21 protein-coding genes and 1 tRNA gene are annotated in these 15777 nt (G+C 62.1%); 10 read left to right on the forward strand and 12 right to left on the reverse strand.

Annotated elements, in window-relative coordinates; all coding sequences use genetic code 11:
- The first annotated feature begins 181 nt into the window (after positions 1-181).
- From AC1MH0_RS06005 to AC1MH0_RS06025, 5 genes are all read left to right on the forward strand, one after another.
- The gene (locus AC1MH0_RS06005) at positions 182-1171 is read left to right on the forward strand and encodes an RcnB family protein (protein WP_480965120.1); all 990 of its coding nucleotides are present in this window, start codon (positions 182-184) and stop codon (positions 1169-1171) included.
- A gap of 114 nt (positions 1172-1285) precedes the next feature.
- Positions 1286-1969, forward strand: coding sequence for a prolyl hydroxylase family protein (locus AC1MH0_RS06010; RefSeq protein WP_480965121.1), 684 nt, complete (start codon positions 1286-1288; stop codon positions 1967-1969).
- Positions 1970-2381: 412 nt separating this feature from the next.
- Positions 2382-4145, forward strand: coding sequence for a single-stranded-DNA-specific exonuclease RecJ (gene recJ, locus AC1MH0_RS06015; protein WP_480965122.1), 1764 nt, complete (start codon positions 2382-2384; stop codon positions 4143-4145).
- A gap of 61 nt (positions 4146-4206) precedes the next feature.
- Positions 4207-4281: transfer RNA gene (locus tag AC1MH0_RS06020), tRNA-Glu, on the forward strand.
- A gap of 181 nt (positions 4282-4462) precedes the next feature.
- Positions 4463-5269 carry a sce7726 family protein gene (locus AC1MH0_RS06025; protein ID WP_480965123.1) on the forward strand — a complete coding sequence of 269 codons (807 nt, stop codon included), beginning with the start codon at positions 4463-4465 and terminating at the stop codon, positions 5267-5269.
- Here the strand turns inward: AC1MH0_RS06025 and AC1MH0_RS06030 are convergent.
- A complete protein-coding gene (locus AC1MH0_RS06030) occupies positions 5238-5891 on the reverse strand; it encodes a beta family protein (protein WP_480965124.1) in 654 nt (217 codons plus the stop codon). The two genes, AC1MH0_RS06025 and AC1MH0_RS06030, sit on opposite strands and share 32 nt — an antisense overlap.
- A gap of 36 nt (positions 5892-5927) precedes the next feature.
- Here AC1MH0_RS06030 and AC1MH0_RS06035 point away from each other — a divergent pair.
- A protein-coding gene (locus AC1MH0_RS06035) for an IS3 family transposase (RefSeq protein ID WP_133021543.1) occupies positions 5928-7099 on the forward strand; the annotation gives its coding sequence in 2 pieces (ribosomal slippage) (positions 5928-6192 and positions 6192-7099; 1173 coding nt in all).
- On the opposite strand, the gene AC1MH0_RS06040 is transcribed toward AC1MH0_RS06035, so the two are convergent.
- From AC1MH0_RS06040 to AC1MH0_RS06060, 5 genes are all read right to left on the reverse strand, one after another.
- Positions 7096-7602, reverse strand: coding sequence for a beta family protein (locus AC1MH0_RS06040; RefSeq protein WP_480965125.1), 507 nt, complete (start codon positions 7600-7602; stop codon positions 7096-7098). The genes AC1MH0_RS06035 and AC1MH0_RS06040 overlap by 4 nt on opposite strands.
- A gap of 28 nt (positions 7603-7630) precedes the next feature.
- Positions 7631-8119, reverse strand: coding sequence for an ImmA/IrrE family metallo-endopeptidase (locus AC1MH0_RS06045; protein WP_480965126.1), 489 nt, complete (start codon positions 8117-8119; stop codon positions 7631-7633).
- Complete coding sequence (locus AC1MH0_RS06050) at positions 8107-8583, reverse strand: hypothetical protein (protein ID WP_480965127.1); 477 nt, start codon at positions 8581-8583, stop codon at positions 8107-8109. Before AC1MH0_RS06050 ends, AC1MH0_RS06045 begins: the two co-directional genes overlap by 13 nt.
- Before the next feature lie 66 nt (positions 8584-8649).
- On the reverse strand, positions 8650-9729 hold the full coding sequence (locus AC1MH0_RS06055) for a tyrosine-type recombinase/integrase (RefSeq protein WP_480965128.1): 1080 nt from the start codon (positions 9727-9729) through the stop codon (positions 8650-8652).
- Between the two features lie 244 nt (positions 9730-9973).
- Complete coding sequence (locus tag AC1MH0_RS06060) at positions 9974-10210, reverse strand: hypothetical protein (protein ID WP_480965129.1); 237 nt, start codon at positions 10208-10210, stop codon at positions 9974-9976.
- A 98-nt stretch (positions 10211-10308) separates the two neighbouring features.
- Between AC1MH0_RS06060 and AC1MH0_RS06065 the strand changes: the two genes are divergently transcribed.
- The 3 genes from AC1MH0_RS06065 (at position 10309) to AC1MH0_RS06075 (ending at position 11131) form a co-directional block, all read left to right on the forward strand.
- The gene (locus tag AC1MH0_RS06065) at positions 10309-10488 is read left to right on the forward strand and encodes a hypothetical protein (RefSeq protein WP_480965130.1); all 180 of its coding nucleotides are present in this window, start codon (positions 10309-10311) and stop codon (positions 10486-10488) included.
- Between the two features lie 42 nt (positions 10489-10530).
- A complete protein-coding gene (locus AC1MH0_RS06070) occupies positions 10531-10719 on the forward strand; it encodes a hypothetical protein (protein WP_480965131.1) in 189 nt (62 codons plus the stop codon).
- 166 nt (positions 10720-10885) lie between these two features.
- Positions 10886-11131: a hypothetical protein gene (locus tag AC1MH0_RS06075; protein WP_480965132.1), complete on the forward strand. Its 246-nt coding sequence runs from the start codon at positions 10886-10888 to the stop codon at positions 11129-11131.
- A 345-nt stretch (positions 11132-11476) separates the two neighbouring features.
- Here the strand turns inward: AC1MH0_RS06075 and AC1MH0_RS06080 are convergent, their stop codons facing one another.
- The 5 genes from AC1MH0_RS06080 to AC1MH0_RS06100 all read right to left on the reverse strand — a co-directional run bounded on the left by AC1MH0_RS06080 (position 11477) and on the right by AC1MH0_RS06100 (position 15055).
- The gene (locus AC1MH0_RS06080; protein ID WP_480965133.1) at positions 11477-11725 is read right to left on the reverse strand and encodes a hypothetical protein; all 249 of its coding nucleotides are present in this window, start codon (positions 11723-11725) and stop codon (positions 11477-11479) included.
- Positions 11722-12210 carry a hypothetical protein gene (locus tag AC1MH0_RS06085; protein ID WP_480965134.1) on the reverse strand — a complete coding sequence of 163 codons (489 nt, stop codon included), beginning with the start codon at positions 12208-12210 and terminating at the stop codon, positions 11722-11724. Before AC1MH0_RS06085 ends, AC1MH0_RS06080 begins: the two co-directional genes overlap by 4 nt.
- Positions 12207-12743 carry a hypothetical protein gene (locus AC1MH0_RS06090; protein ID WP_480965135.1) on the reverse strand — a complete coding sequence of 179 codons (537 nt, stop codon included), beginning with the start codon at positions 12741-12743 and terminating at the stop codon, positions 12207-12209. Before AC1MH0_RS06090 ends, AC1MH0_RS06085 begins: the two co-directional genes overlap by 4 nt.
- A complete protein-coding gene (locus tag AC1MH0_RS06095; RefSeq protein ID WP_480965136.1) occupies positions 12740-14113 on the reverse strand; it encodes a hypothetical protein in 1374 nt (457 codons plus the stop codon). Before AC1MH0_RS06095 ends, AC1MH0_RS06090 begins: the two co-directional genes overlap by 4 nt.
- A gap of 255 nt (positions 14114-14368) precedes the next feature.
- A complete protein-coding gene (locus tag AC1MH0_RS06100) occupies positions 14369-15055 on the reverse strand; it encodes a helix-turn-helix domain-containing protein (RefSeq protein ID WP_480965137.1) in 687 nt (228 codons plus the stop codon).
- Between the two features lie 22 nt (positions 15056-15077).
- Between AC1MH0_RS06100 and AC1MH0_RS06105 the strand changes: the two genes are divergently transcribed.
- Positions 15078-15341: a YdaS family helix-turn-helix protein gene (locus tag AC1MH0_RS06105; protein ID WP_480965138.1), complete on the forward strand. Its 264-nt coding sequence runs from the start codon at positions 15078-15080 to the stop codon at positions 15339-15341.
- A 194-nt stretch (positions 15342-15535) separates the two neighbouring features.
- On the opposite strand, the gene AC1MH0_RS06110 is transcribed toward AC1MH0_RS06105, so the two are convergent.
- Positions 15536-15769, reverse strand: a complete 234-nt coding sequence (locus AC1MH0_RS06110; protein WP_480965139.1) for a hypothetical protein — start codon at positions 15767-15769, stop codon at positions 15536-15538.
- Positions 15770-15777 lie beyond the last annotated feature (8 nt).

The following is a 15777-nucleotide window of genomic DNA, read 5'->3' on the forward strand; positions in this document are numbered from 1 at the left end:
TCTCCGCCCCCAATTGGGCCCCGGCCTCCGCCGGGGTGGATGCCTCAGAGACGTAGCGACGTATCCGACCTAAACCTGTCTGATCGCTGACGAACCCATTCAGCCTCCCCACACGCCCCGACGCCTAGACCCAACCCATCATAGGAGCCGGCTCGTGCGCCGGCAGTCGAGGACGACGGCAATGACGGGCAAGTTTCTCAAACTCTTGATGGCGGCTTCCGCGTTGGTGCCGGCAACCATGATGGCATCGACCGCGACCGCGCAACAGGTCGACCAGGACCGCGGTGATCGTGGCCAGCGTCCCGACCGCGGCCAGCGTCAGGATCGCGGCGATCGGGGCCCACGTCCGGACGGACAACCCTTCCAGCAGCAGCGTCCCGATCGCCCGGCGGCGCCCGACCAAGGCCAGCGCCCGCAACGCGCCGATCTCGGCACGCAACCGCAAATCCGCGGCGAGCGTCCCGATGGTCAAGGTCGTCCCGATTGGAACGGGCAGCGCGGCGGACAGGGCGGAGACCGTCAGGCTTGGAACGGCCAGCGTGGCAACGGTCAGGGCTGGAACGGCCAGAACCGTCCCGACCCGCAGGCCGGCCAGAACCGCCCCGACTGGAACCGCGACCAGGGACGCCCCGGTTTCGATCGCGGCAACCAGCAAGCGGATCGCGGCCAGTTCGATCGTAACGGCGGACGCGGCGATTGGCGTAACGACGGGCGCAATGACAACCGTGGTGACAACCGCGGCGACTGGCGCAACGGCGGCCGCGATGGCTATCAGAACCGCCAGCCCAACCGCGCCTACGGCAACGTCCAGGGCTATGGTCGCGGCGGCTACAACCAGGGCCATTACAACCAGGGCGGCGCGTGGAATCGCGGCTGGCGCAACGACAACCGCTATGCCTGGAGCAACTACCGCGCATCCAACCGCGGCGCCTACCGCCTCCCACGTTACTATGCACCGAGCGGCTGGGGATCGGGCTATCGTCGCTTCGGCGTCGGCTTCTCGCTGAACAGCATCCTCTACAACCAGAATTACTGGATCCAGGACCCGTACACCTACCGCCTGCCCGAGGCGTACGGCCCGTATCGCTGGGTGCGCTACTACAACGACGCGTTGCTGGTCGATCTCGACAGCGGCCGCGTGGTCGACACGGTGTACGACATCTTCTGGTAAGCCCGTTCTGAGAATTCCGGCTTACCGTCACGCAGTAACAGGGGAGAGCCCCGCGGTGGTGAAGATCATCGCGGGGCTCTTGCGTTTTGAAGACGTTTCGCCAAATCCTGCGACGTGGGTATCTTTTCAAAAGCCAAGAAGGTCGATCCGGCCGCGGCAGTCCGCCAGGCCTTCGGATCGCAGGTCGCCGCGCGCCTCGACGCCAATCCCGCGGTGCAGCGCATCGCGATGGACACGGTGCAATTCTATTATCAGGACAAGTTCCTCGATCCTGCGACGTGCAAGCGGCTGATCGCGGTGATCGATTCGAAGCGACGGCCGTCGACCTTGCTGTCCGATCGCCCGAACAGCAATTTCCGCACCAGCGAGAGCTGCGACATGGATCGCTGGTCGCCCGAGGTGCAGCCGACCGACGAGGCGATCGCGACATTGCTCGGGATCGACCTGCTCCACGGCGAGACGATGCAGGGCCAGCGCTACGCCCCCGGCCAGCAATTCCGCGCGCACCATGACTATTTTCACGAGTCCGAGAGCTATTGGGCGAAGATGCAGGAGCAGGGCGGCCAGCGCACCTGGACCGCGATGGTGTTCCTCAACGACGTCCCCGAAGGCGGCGCGACCTGGTTCCCGCAAGCCGGCGTGAAGATCGCCCCGAAACGCGGCATGCTGCTCGCGTGGAACAACATGAACCCGGATGGGAGCCCGAACGGGCTGACGCTGCACGAGGGCATGCCGGTGGTGGAGGGCGTGAAGTACATCGTGACGAAGTGGTTTCGCGAGCGGCCGTGGATGAAGTGAGGGCTTGAGCAGAGCATCACGTCACCTGCCACTCCCGTGGCCGAGCCACGGTCGCGCCCCCTCCCCGTTCGTCCTGAGTAGCCGTCGAGTAGCTGCGTCAGCAGCGTAGCGAGACGGCGTATCGAAGGACAGGTTGGTGCGGGAAACCCATGCTTCGATCCGCGCCCTCGATACGCTTCTACGAAGCTACTCGGTCGCTACTCAGCACGAACGGAATTAGGGTCTCCCCTTCGCCAACCGGCCGCCTTCTTAGAACCAGCGCAAAACTGTTTCCCCGCGAAGGCGCGGACCCAGACTGGACTCCCGCCTTCGCGGGAGAACAAGACGCACGCGGTGCACGCGGTTGCCGGATCGCCCTAGCCACGCCCCCCTCCCCGCTCGACAATCCCCCCGCAGCCACTACGTCCGAGACATGACAGTTCTCGGCGTGACCTCCTCGATCCTCGGCCAACCCTGGCGCTGGCGCGCGCTCTCGGCCGACGGTCGCGATGGCTTCGGTGTCGGCGGCTCGGGCGACGACCTCGTCACCCAACTCCTGCTTGCGCGCGGCTGTCCCCGCGACGCGCTCGACGCGCACCGCACCCCCTCGATCCGCGCGTTCATGCCGGACCCGTCGATCTTCCGCGACATGGACCGCGCCGCGGAGCGTCTCGCCGACGCCGTCCAGGCGGGCGAACAGGTCGCGATCTTCGGCGATTACGACGTCGACGGCGCAACCTCAGCTGCACTCATGGTTCTCGTCCTGCGCGATCTCGGGATCGAAGCGCGCCCCTACATTCCCGACCGCCTGCTCGAAGGCTATGGCCCGTCGGGCGAAGCGCTCGTCCGCCTCGCCGGCGAAGGCGCTACCCTCATCGTCACGGTCGACTGCGGCGCGCAGGCGTTCGACGCGCTCGACGCCGCCCGCGACGCGAAGGTCGACGTGATCGTCATCGACCACCACAAATGCTCGACCGCGCTCCCGCACGCGCTGGCGCTGGTAAACCCCAACCGTCTCGACGAGACCGAAGGCGCCGCGCACGGCCACCTCGCCGCGGTCGGCATGTGCTTCCTCGCCGCCGCCGCGCTCGTCCGCACGCTCCGCGCGCGCGGCTTCTTCAAGGACCGCGCCGAGCCGAAACTGATCGACCTGCTCGACATCGTCGCGCTCGGCACCGTCGCCGACGTAGCCCAACTCCGCGGCCTCAACCGTGCGTTCGTGTCGCAGGGCCTCAAGGTCATGGGCGCGCGCAAGAACATCGGCGTCACCGCCCTGATCGAAGCCTCGCGCCTGACCCGCAACCCGACCTGCACGGACCTGGGCTTCGCGCTGGGACCGCGCATCAACGCCGGCGGCCGCGTCGGTCGCGCCGATCTCGGCGTCCGCCTGCTCACCACGCAGGACCCCGACGAAGCGCGCACGATCGCCACCGAACTCGACCGCCTCAACGAAGAACGCCGCGCGATCGAAACCGCCGTGCAGGAGGCCGCCGACCTCCTCTCCAGCCGAGACCGCGCGGTCGCCGTAGTTGCCGGCCATGGCTGGCACCCCGGCGTGATCGGTATCGTCGCCGGCCGCCTCAAGGAAAAGTTGGGCCGCCCGGCAATCGTCATCGCGATCGACGAGAACGGCATCGGCAAGGGCTCCGGCCGCTCGATTCCCGGCGTCGACCTCGGCGCGGCGGTGATGGCCGCGCGCGAACACGGCCTGCTCGTCGCGGGCGGGGGGCACGCGATGGCCGCCGGCCTGACGATCGCCGAAGCCGCCATCCCCGCCTTCACCGATTTCCTCGAAGAACGCCTCGCCGCCGCGGTCGAACGCTCGAATGGTGATCGTGCCCTCCTGCTCGACGCGGTGCTTGCGGCAGGCGGCGTCAATCCCGGCCTCGTCGAATCGATGGAGGCAGGCGGCCCCTACGGCATGGGTTGGCCAGCGCCGCGCGTGGCGATGGGCCCGGTCCGCGTGATCAAGGCGGACGTGGTCGGCAACGGCCACGTCCGCACCATAGTCGCGGGCGACGACGGCCGCAGCATCAAGGCAATGGCATTCCGTGCCGCCGAGAGCGCGCTGGGCCAGGCGCTGCTCGGCGCCGCCCCCCACCGCAAGCTGTGGCTCGCGGGCCGCGCGAAGATCGACGACTGGTCCTCGCGCCCCTCAGCCGAACTCCATGTCGAGGATGCGGCCTGGGCCGACTAAATTCTTGTATCGAAACGCTTGACGCCCCGCCCCCTTCCCCTTAGTCGGCCTCCACCACGCAGGCCCCTTCGTCTAGCGGTTAGGACGCGGCCCTTTCACGGCTGAAGCACGGGTTCGATTCCCGTAGGGGTCACCATTCGCAGTTTTCTGCGGATTTTTGTTTAAGATTTGCGTTGGTTGCCCCCGCTTGTTTGATGGTTTTGCCCCCGAGGTTGAATAGGGTTGGCTAGGATGATGCTTGGGGTCGACGCGGGCGAACAAAGTGTGCGAGTCTCGAAGCTGTTTCAAAGAGCCGATCATCCTGTCCGGAGACCGATGTGAACGAGATTGCGACCGGTCTTGCTCGCCCTGCGGAGGCAGCAGCAAAAGTGGCGCTTCTGCAGCATCTGCGCGCCTGTGGCGAGCTGCGCCATGCGTCCGTCGTATCGGAGTTAATCGTTGGGCGGCAGGCAAATCGAGCAGACATCGTTGTGATCGACACGTTGGTCCGCTGTTTCGAAGTGAAGTCCAGCAAAGATAACCTGAATCGTATTGATCAGCAGGTCGCGGCCTACTCACGGACATTCGACGAGGTAACGGTCGTCGCGGCCTCGTGTCATATGAACGCCGTGATGTCTCGGGTTCCAGAATTCGTAGGCCTATCGGAAATCATGCCAAGCTCACGAGGTCTAAAAGTGAGACCCATCCGTGTTGCTGCCCGATGCCCGATGCTTGCTGCGCCAGCGCTTTTAGATCTACTTCCAGTAGCAGAATTAGAAGCGCTCACCGGCCCCGGAGCCGCACGAACGAAGAGACAGGACCTTGTCGCAGCGGCGAGCGAACTGGATTTGGATAAGATTCGTGAAGCGGTCCGCCGCTTTCTTCGATCTAGGTATAAAGCGGCTACGACTGCATTCAGTGATGCCACGGCAGGTCGGCCAATTTCGCCCATCGACCTTTCTCGTCTACGCGTTTGGAGCAGATCGGCACGACCGATAGCTACCGTCGTTGATGATCGTTGCCGCCAGTATGACGATGATTTGCAGATTTATGATCACGTCGGCCGATCATTCAGTGCAATGCCCGATGACGTTAGGGTTTTGATGGAGCGATTTAATCAGACCAAGGCTCTTCAACCGGCATAGTAGCGTCGCCGCCAAAATTCGCTTGATGGTGAAGGTGGATATTAATTCTAACAGCCGTCCACGGCGCAGCGGCCCCCAAGCCTGCCAGGTCGCCTGAAGCCGCTCGGTTTATTTCATGGGCTCCCCAGCACATGAGGTCGGGGAGCCAAGCGGGATCCGCTACTACCGCCTCAGCGGCGCGCCCAAAACCGTCGGCGATTGGCTTCCGGTGATAAATCCAAGATCTACTCGTGGGATAATCGATCCGTGGTAACCCGCGGAATGCTGGCTCGCGCTCGGCGGCAAACACTGCGGCATGGTCGCCATAAAAAGGCAAAATCCCGGCGCGGAGCAGCGGAGGACTGCCCGATAATAAAGAAAAAAGCTGCCTTTCCCGAATTGGAAGCGTGGCGTTACTCGCATCAATAGATGCAAACTCGCTGGGAAAGCTGGATCCCATTATTACGAAGGATAAATTAGCTGCGCCCAGCAGATCTGCCACGCTGGTCATGGTGGTAGAAATAGTCTGCGCAAGCACTGTAATGTCTTCGCGTAGCGAGATTTGCTCAGCGTCCATGACAACCAGCAGCCGGACGCCATTGAGCGCCGCCGCTCGTGAGCTGCCCCCTTCTGAGCGGTCCATCGACTATGAGAGTCTGGATCAAGGAAGGGACGACGAATGCCTGCGAAAAAGCACAAGCCGGAAGAGATCATCGGGAAGCTGCGTGAAGTTGAAATCGTCCTGGGCCAGGGCGGGACGACCGCCGAGGCGTGTCGGCGGATCGCGGTCAGCGAGCAAACCTATTACCGCTGGCGCAAGGAATATGGTGGGCTGAAGACGGATCAGGCTCGTCGGATGAAGGATCTGGAGAAGGAGAACCTGCGGCTGCGGCGTGCGATCTCCGACCTGACACTGGACAAGCTGATCCTGCAGGAGGCGGCACGGGGAAACTTCTAAGCCCCGCGCGGCGCCGACGCTGCATTGACCAAGTGAAAGAGGTGCTGGACGTATCCGAGCGACGGGTGTGTCGCGTGCTCGGGCAGCATCGGTCGACGCAGCGCAAGGTGCCGTGTGGGGCAGATGACGAACAGGCGCTGACTGAGGACATCGTTGCGCTGGCCGGGCAGTATGGACGCTACGGTTACCGCCGGGTGACCGCACTGCTGCATGCCGCGGGGTGGTCGGTGAATCATAAGCGTGTCGAACGCATCTGGCGGCGTGAGGGGCTGAAGGTACCACAGAAGCAACCCAAGCGTGGCCGGCTGTGGTTAAACGACGGCTCGTGCATCCGGCTGCGGCCGGAGTATCCGGGGCATGTCTGGGCGTACGACTTTGTCGAAGCGCGAACGCACGACGGGCGCAAGTTCCGGATCCTCACGATCATCGACGAGGCCAGCAGGGAGTGCCTGGCGCTGACCGTCGCACGTCAGTTGAAACACGAAGACGTGCTGGCGGCGCTTGCCGAGCTGTTCATCGCGCGAGGTCCGCCAGCGCATATCAGGTCGGACAATGGCAGCGAGTTCATCGCTACCGCGGTCCAGAAATGGCTCGGCCAAGTCGGCGTGAAGACGCTGTACATCGCGCCGGGCTCGCCATGGGAAAACGGCTATAACGAGAGCTTCAACGGTTCGCTTCGCGACGAGCTACTCAACGGCGAGATCTTCTACAGCCTCGCCGAGGCAAGGGTGCTGATCGAGGCGTGGCGGCGTCACTATAACACCGTCCGACCACACAGCAGCCTGGGCTATCGACCTCCGGCGCCAGCAGCAGCGACCCCGCCATTGCCGGCCTCCGGCTCCGCTTCGCTCCACCTACGCCCGGCAATGGCGGCGGAGGCGACGATGCACTAACTATCTACCCGGACCACCCGGTGGGGGCTGCTCACTCGTAGCAGGACGACGTTGGTAATATTCCATGACTGAGATCGCCGAAGCCGAACGACCAAACCGCGGCCGATCCCGGCGAGACGATCAAACTGCCGTAGCAGGACGCTAGCTTCGTCATGCCACTGCAACGTCGGAGTGAAGCACTGCCATGGGGCAACTAGGTCACACCATGTCCGAAAACCATCAGTGGGATCACGAAGTGCCGCGATCTCACGTCGCCCTTGATCCGCGACCTCGCTTTCGAGATCGGTTCTCGGCATCGCGAGATCTAGTGCCGCGGGCTTACCATCAAATGCTTCTACGAATTCGGCTATGCTCCTAGGAACGAGTAGCGGTGCATCAGCACGTAACCTTGGCCAAGCTTGGACGCGAACTATCGGAAACATCAGGTCTTTTACCGGCCCTGCCAAATGACGAAGGGCGTTCATTTCCGCTGCTCGGGTCGTCAACGCCGGGAAGTAATCCATGAATCCGTGATCTTCCCAGCGAATCACCTCAGGTACGGAGGCCTAGCCTAATATGCATGGCAGCCTCCGACACCTCAAGTAGTCGAGCAAGCTGCCCTACATCTGTGCCGTGATTGGACATGAGTTCATGGATTAAAGGCCACGGCATTAGAATTTCCGCTGCCATTGCATTTGCTTCGAACTCACGTTTTTCGGAGAGACCGCTCCGATAGAACGTGTCGTCGATAACCTTGTCCGAAATAGCATCCCGATGAAGAACGAAGTGAGCAATTTCATGGGCAATTGTAAACCGTTGACGATGCCGATGTTCGTGGCGGTTAACTCGAATTTTCCATTGATCCTTGGCGGCGCCCTCGCGTGAAAGCGTTCCAGATATCGACAGGGGTAAATCGCTAATCGCTACGGTCATGCCAAGGTCGGTTGCGATTGAGCCAACCTTGACGGGTGCCTCTCTCTGGTGCCGGGTAATAATCTCTTCGACCTCAGGCTTGAGGCCCCTTATGCTCAATCGCGCCATTGCACGTCCTCGCTCTGCGCTTCAGAGGCTGGAAGGCCGCTTTGCGCGCTGCCCCCGTTTGGATGATATTCAGGCGCTTGATCCGATCTGACCACGGCCGGTGCTAAGGCATCCTGAACAGCGGTTTTTGCCTCTGCGTCAAGGCGCTCGCGGATTGCTACGTCGAGCCCTGATTTGAAGTGTTCCGAATGTAGGTAGTCGTCAACGCCGGATCTAGACGTTTCCTCCGCCTTCCGTTCGGCGATCGACCGGATTGACTGGTACCCCCAGATGGCAGCTCCAGCTACAATAAGACCAATAAATGTCAGAGCGACCGTAACCACCGTCAACAGCACGGCGACCAGATCTTTGTACTCCCAGTCACCCTTCTGGATCATACCCGCGGCCTGAGCATCAAAAAATATCAGCACGAGACCGAAGACGACAAGGTTCGCCACGAGCATGATGACGTTGATTTTTCGCATGTGCGAAGGCGTATATAACAACCTTGCGCGTGTCGATGTGTCGGACAGCTGATAGCTAGGCCGAGCCTATTGTCCCAGATTAACCCCAAACTTTCTCACCGTAAGAATTTTGCCCCCGGTCATCCGGTCGGCGGCGCCACGCGCGACCATCAGCGCCCTCGCCCGCTTGCTGTAGTGGCGCACCATCTCCGGCGACATGCCAAGGATCTCCCCGATCTCGCTGTCGTTGATGCCGCACTCGACCAGGTAGCAGCACGCGTTCTTGCGCAGGCCGTGGAACGAGAAGCTGGCGTCCTCGACGATCATCTCGCGCGCGATCAGATCCGCGATCACCTCCTGCACCGCCGGCTCTGACATCAGTTTGCGCAGCCGCTCCTGAATGGCGGCCGTCGTCTTGAACGGCGCGCCCGAACGTTCGTAGAGCAGCGTGACCGAACGACGCGGCAGCTTGGCAAGCTCCTCCAGCCAGAAGGGATGCATCGGCACCGCGACGTCCTTCGTCACGCCGCCCTTTCGCTTCTTCACCTGCGTGAATTCCATGATGCCGGCGGTGATCCAACCGTACTGCATACGGACGCAGTCGCTGATGCGCTGTCCAGAGCATAGCCCGGTGACGATAGCGAGGCGCGTCATCGGCGTAGCCTCGGCGAGACACACCGCCAACAGGTCAGCCGGCCACGGCTCGTGCTCGCCGATCGCGAGGATTGGGATCTTGTCACACGGATTGTCGTCGCGCAGCCCTAGCTTAATCGCGTGGCGCATCAGCGACCCGAACGCGCTCAGCCATACGTTCGCCTTGCCGGGGGTGTCGGCATAGGCGTCGCGCATCTTGAACAGGCTGACCGGCCGGACGCCCGCAACAGTTCGGTGACCGTGCTCGGTCGCGATCAGTTGAAGATAGCGGCCCTGGTTCTCCCGCGTCTTGAGCCCCTTGGCCTTCCACTCCGGGCTGGCGCGGTAGTCAGCGACCAGCCAACCGAGGGTGCCGCGCGCAGGCCCCACGACGACGGCTTCGGGCTTCGAGAGGCGCGCGTACTCTTCGGCGAAGTCGGGGCTGTCGATGGCCGGCAGGCGGATGTAGGTGTCCTTCCCTGCAATCTTGCGCCGGAAATACAGCAGTCCTTTGCGTTCGGTGACGTTCTTCACCGCAAGTCGTCCCACGAGTCATCTCCATCGCCGTTGGCGACAGGCTGGGGGATGGCGAACTGCTTGGCAATGATCCTGTCCAGCTGCACGCGGGCCCACAGGACGTTTGAGCCTTCCCTCACTCCGGTCGAACTGAACCGCGTCATGAAGGTCGACTTAGATATGCCCATGTAAGTGGCTGCAACGTCGGCCGTCATGCGAGCAGGCCAATCCGGGAGTTTTTCCAGGCGTGCGAGGGCGCCCATTAATCGAACTCGATTGCATCAGCAGCGGCATCATTCCCGAACACCAGCGCCAGCGCGTTATCGAGCGAAGCCCGCAGGGTGATCGCAGTTCCCCGCGGCCCAATCGGCAGGAAGCGGATCAGGCCGCGCTTTTCCCAAGCCCGCAGCTCGGTTTGGGCAACGCCGGTATATGCCAATGCCAGCTCACGGGACATCGCAGCAGGCCAATCTGGGAAGCTCTCAACTGGTAACGGCATCAGCCGATCCTCATGGCGGTTAACGTGTGATAGGAAGATTGATCGGACCCGGCATATGCCAGCCGCACGTTAGTACCGTTCCACCAGAGGAGCGGACCATGAGCGACAGCGAACCGAACTCCGACGAAGGCGCGAGCCCCGCCGAGGATATCAAGAAGCAGAACCCGACCGGTACGACGACGGGCGATCAGACCGGCGAGACCGGTGACAAGCACAAGGTCGAGGATCTCGCGAAGGCGGGTCGTGACGACATGGATACCGACGAGGACGCCGAGTAGGCTGCGCCTCCCGCCGACAATTATGCAAGCAAGGAATTGATCATGACTGACAGCAATCCGACTGATCCGAGCGCAGCTGACTTCAAGGACACCGCCAAAAAGAGCGCTGAGGCTGGCATCGCGGACGAAAGCGCGGCGTACGAGCAGGCGATCGAAGGCGACGACGACAAGGTTGCCGAGGGCAAGTGGAAGTCGACGGACGACGGCAGTGGCACGAGCGAAACCGACTGACCAATGATCCGATGTCGCGGTGGTCGGAACACAGCCGGCGCCGCGACAATCGGACGCTACAGTATCCCGGGCTAACGTTTCTTTCAGACCGGACTGACCTTGCCTTATATCAAGTTGGGCAGTCGCAATGGGTGGTACCGCCCCTGTGTTGAGGGGGATGAGACCGATGGACTTGCCGTGGAAAGAACAGGCGACGTTGGTACGCATGCCAACCGCCGACCAAGCCGATGACCAAGCTTCTACGATCCTGTTCGAGGGCTCGTTGTTCGCGTTGGCCGTTCGAGTGCGCGATATGAAGGCAGCCGAGCGGCGAGGCCTGCGCTTATCCCTCCCTGATCGCCAGGTCCGCCCGCATAGCTTCCAGGGCGAAACATTGACCGACCTGATCGATCGCATTCCTAAGGCGGCGTAGCCAACGCCGCAGCGAGCTCTGGGGGCGTTCTGCAGGATCACGCTGCGATCCTGCGGAACGGCGTGACGTTAGCGTCGAGATCTCCGCCCTGCCCCGCACGCTCCCCGCCATCGGGCCCGCCACCGGCGCCGGTCCTCGCGACCCACTCTCCGCAGCCGCGGCTCTCGTGAGTGACCGGGAACATCGAAACCGGAAAAGGCGAGTTGCCCTGTACGACGCTGGGCGCTCGCCGCTGGCACGTGCCTTCGTCCGCTGCGCATGAGGGATCGCGCTGGGCGTTCGCCAGCTTCGGCCCCGTGCGGTGCCAGTGACGGCACGACGCGCATGAGTTCGCCGATCGGTTCGTCAGCATGTCGGAACCCTCCCGTCCCACCGGCCGCACTCGCTCTCCTGGTGTGTCACCGGGAAGGCGCTGGCGACGTAGATATCCCGCTCAATGTCGTCGTACTCCTGCAGCGGCACGCTCAGGCCAGGGAGCATCCGGGCGAGCAGCGTTTCGCTGATGCGCGGCGGGTTAAACCGGCAGTCGCCGAACTTCTTCGAGATGTCGCTTTCGGCGTAGCGATCCCAGTGTCGGCAGGATGCGCAGGTCATGTTGCGCCCCCGTCGGAGGTAGCTGTGGCATCGAGACGAGCCCGTTGCACCAGCACCCGAAGCATCATGTCGGCGTCCTCGTGCTCATCGCCATTCGGTCCGACCTGCGTGACACTACCGTCTGCCATTTGGACGAACACGCCATAGGGATGCTCGCTGCTGTCGCATACGACACCGCCGGCGGTCATCGGGCGGGTGATGCCGTCCATACATAGCGCCCAGCCTGAGAGCGGGACTGTCCAATGCTCCGGCGTCGCATCCAGCAGATAGTGGACCAGCTTCGTTCCACGATCGGCGGGCATGATCTGGATCGGCCGATGAAGCAGATCTTCAAGCTCGTAGTCCGCGACCCGGATGTCCTCGCCGTTCTTCATCGTGACGATGGCAAACTTCATCTGACCGACCGTCTGCATAAGCGGGCCGATTGCCTGAATTTCGCTCACCGGGCGCCAGTCGGACACCATGGAATGAAAGAACTGAGTCATGCCGCTGCCTCCGCCTTGCTCGCTGCGTGTGCTGCTGCGGCGCGGCGATGTTCTGCACGCGCAGCCTCCTGCTCAAGGAGATAAGCAAGGAGCTCCGCCTCGTTCGGAAATCCGCTCGGGTCACACATCGTACCTACGCCACGGATCGTTCCGTCGGGCATCCGTACGAAACAGTCGCCGTCCGCCGTGCCCGTTCCGCCATCGACGCCGCCGGGGGTTACCGGACGGACTTCGCCATCCAAGCACAAAGCCCAAGCGACGACAGGCGTGGTACTGAGTTCGGGAGCGTCATCCTCAAGATACCAGTGGCACAGTCCGGTACCCGGCTCTGCGGGCAACAGCTGGACCGGCCGCATCAGGAGACGGTCGACGTCGTTGGCACCAAGATCGAGCGACTTGCCACCCTTCAGCTTCAAGGTTCGGACCGCGTAGTTGCCGAAGGAGGCCGGCGCCGAGTGCTCGGGTCCGAGCTGCTCGATCTGTTCAAGGCTGTAGCCGGTCTCGGGCCAGCCGTGCGACAGAAGCCCGATCACGCGCCCTGCTCCGCCAAGCTGACACCTGCGATGCGGGCGAGGTCCTCGATCGCACCCCACGCCATGCGTTCGTACATGCCGGACATACGCAGACCTTCCACGAACTTAAGATCTGCGGTGTTCGAGATCGCGAGGTCCGACCAGTCCGCAGCGTCTTGGTTCATGAATGCAACGCGGAGCTTAGCGATCACGCCCTCGAGAGTAGTGGCCCGAGTATCGAGCAAGACCATCTCGGCGGCATCGACGCGGGCGAAATAAGCGTCCTCCTGCTCTGTCGTCCACGGGCCTTTGTCGGCAGCCTCGAACTCGTGCCGCCTAGCGGTGAGAGCGTTGAGAAGCCGCTGGTCCGTCTGTAGGTGCGCGCCGTGTCGACCGAAGCGACGGGCGTCGAACATCATCTGCTCGATGACCTCTCCACTGCGGGTCAGGTCACTATCTCGGTTCTCGCAGAACACCTTGAGCTTGATGGCCAGCTCGGAGGCACTTGGCGCGGGTGTCAAATAGAGCCTGATCTTCGCGTCATACAGGTGACCCCAGAACGCATCGCCGCGTTCCTCGAGATCACAGTAGTCGACGGCATCGACCTCTGCCTGAGCAGCAGGGTCTTTTGCGAAGTCATAGCCTGCTGGCCACTTTCCTCTCACCTTTTCGAACCGCGCGTGAGCCGGCAGCACAACCTCGCGGTGAAAGCGATCGGCTTCCGTTTTGATTTCGCTGTAGCTGCCATACGCCCGCTGCCACTGGATCAGCGGACCGCGCATGAAGCGATCGTAGCCGTCCATTACAACGGGCCTGGGTGCCGCGTTCTGCGGATCGTCCTCGCCGCGCGCAAAGCTGAACGCGCTCGTGATCGCACCGCCGACCGGGGCGGAGAACGAGGACTTCGAGTTCGACAGCGCCCACGCCCGCGTGCTCAGCTGTTCGAACTCGTCGGCGATCGGCGAGAGAGACGCGAGGTCGTTACCCAGCCCCTTTGACAGGAGCTCCAGCGGGTAAACGTGTTCCGAGGTTTCGACCTCGAACGGGCCGAAGCTCGAACAGTCGCCTGCTTCCAAGCCCGTGAGCATCGCCCGGAACATCATGTCGTGCGCGTTCTCCGCCGGAATGGCAGCCACCGCCCGGAGAGCGTCACCGCTCGCGCGACAGCGCACCTCACCTTCCTCGTCACTCCCGTAGAAGGACGACAGGTGCGACGCCGTCTCGCCCCAACGCAGGAACGCGGTGTACATACGCGGGGACAGGAGCTCCCGAGCGGTCTCGATTAGCGAGCAGGTCATGCTCTGGATCAGCTCGACGTCCGCTGCGACGCCCTTGTCCGAAACCAGATCCTCCAACGTGCCATCGCGGGTGTCCGCCGGCAGCTTCGCCATCGCGTCATGGACCGCGGTGGTTGCCTCGCCTGCAATGAAGGCGACCCGGATGTTCGGGCGCGGAGTCGACGCCGGGGTGTATGCGAAATCTGTATGTTTGAGGTGCGTTGCCATGTGCGTTCTCCTGCGAGGACGCAGGAGTGCGGCAGAGGCTTCCTAGGAGAGCATGCTTTACGGCCTGCGGTCAGCGTCTTCGGCTCGTAAGCGATCTGCTGGCCTGCATTTTCTACATCGAAATCTATGGATTGTCCATAGTTAGCTATGGGCAAGCTTTCGCCCCTGCCAGATAATTTTACCGATCATGCCCACTTCATTGTCGGAAACGCCCTCCACTGGATAAATTGGATTGTCAGAAAACATCTCCAACATACCGGTGGAGCGTCTACGCAAACGTCGGATTTGGTATCTATCACCATAGGATAGGAGCCAGATGGACCCGTTATCTCCGTCAAATTTCTCAGCTACCGCCACCAACGTATCGTCGCCAGGCATCAGAGTCGGTGCCATCTCCACAGACGTAATCTGATACATGATAACGTCATTGTACCTACCTCCTGAGATTTTATCGTACCAAGACTGACTCATGAGGATACGTCGATAATTAACGGGGGTGTTTTCGGAGCTAGTTAACACCTCGAGCTCTTCCGTAAGGTAAGCTACTAACTTGGGCTCTCGATCACCTTCCAGCTCATCTTCTGACAACTCACGAATCTTGTGGTCTGAGATACCTTCCAACCAGTCTGTTTTTACGCCTAAAGCTGCTGCGATACTCCGAATAGAACGTGGCTGCTTCGTGGACCCGTTCAAGATCTGTTGGATAGATGCAGGGCTGACACCTGCTGCGGCGGCGAGGGACGCCTGAGAGAAGCCTTTCAGAGCCATTTCATCACGCAGGCGTTCTCGATCAATCATCACTGCATAGCTTTCTATGGACAGCCACATGCGTGGCGCGATATAGGAAGCTATGCACCAGCATCGCTCCACCCCGCAAATTGATCCGCACGAGGTGCTTCTCTTCGCCATCGCAACGGCGGGAAGCCAAGGGCGGCTGGCCGAAATCTGTGGATGCACGCCCCCGAACATTTGGCAACTCGTTCGACGCCGAAGCGCATTACCCGGGCGGTACGTTTTGGCGGTCGAGCGACAGACGGGGTTGTCACGACATTTGCTGAGGCCAGACCTTTACCCTGTCGAGGAAGCATCCGATGTTTCAAGAAATCGATCATGAGCAGGGGTGATCGCCGGAAGCGATCTGTGTGTCCATCGATGCCCGTTGGCGCGAACCAGCGACTTACGGCAATCGCGACACAACATCCGTGGGGCCGGCTCCCCTCTCTCCTGCCGGTCACAACGCGCGACCCGCATAGCGCGACGGATACCGGGGTGATCGCGCTTCCCAAGATGCCTGCGGTCACCCCACCCTCAGTCATTAACCGGCACCGTACCGCGCACGACCTCGATGATGTCGTTGAGCATCCGCTGAGGCGGGCCATGGATCGTCATCCAGTTCAGATGATCCAGCTCGTCGAGGAACCGGTGCACGACGTCGTTGCCGAGGTCGGCGTTGCGCATGGCATCCGTCAGCGCCGCGATCAGATTGGCAATCGCGATGACCGTAAGGTCGATCCGTTGCCGCGCTTTCCTGTCTTTCACCATGCAGAGGC

The sequence above is a fragment of the Sphingomonas sp. AP28 genome, from assembly GCF_056680455.1.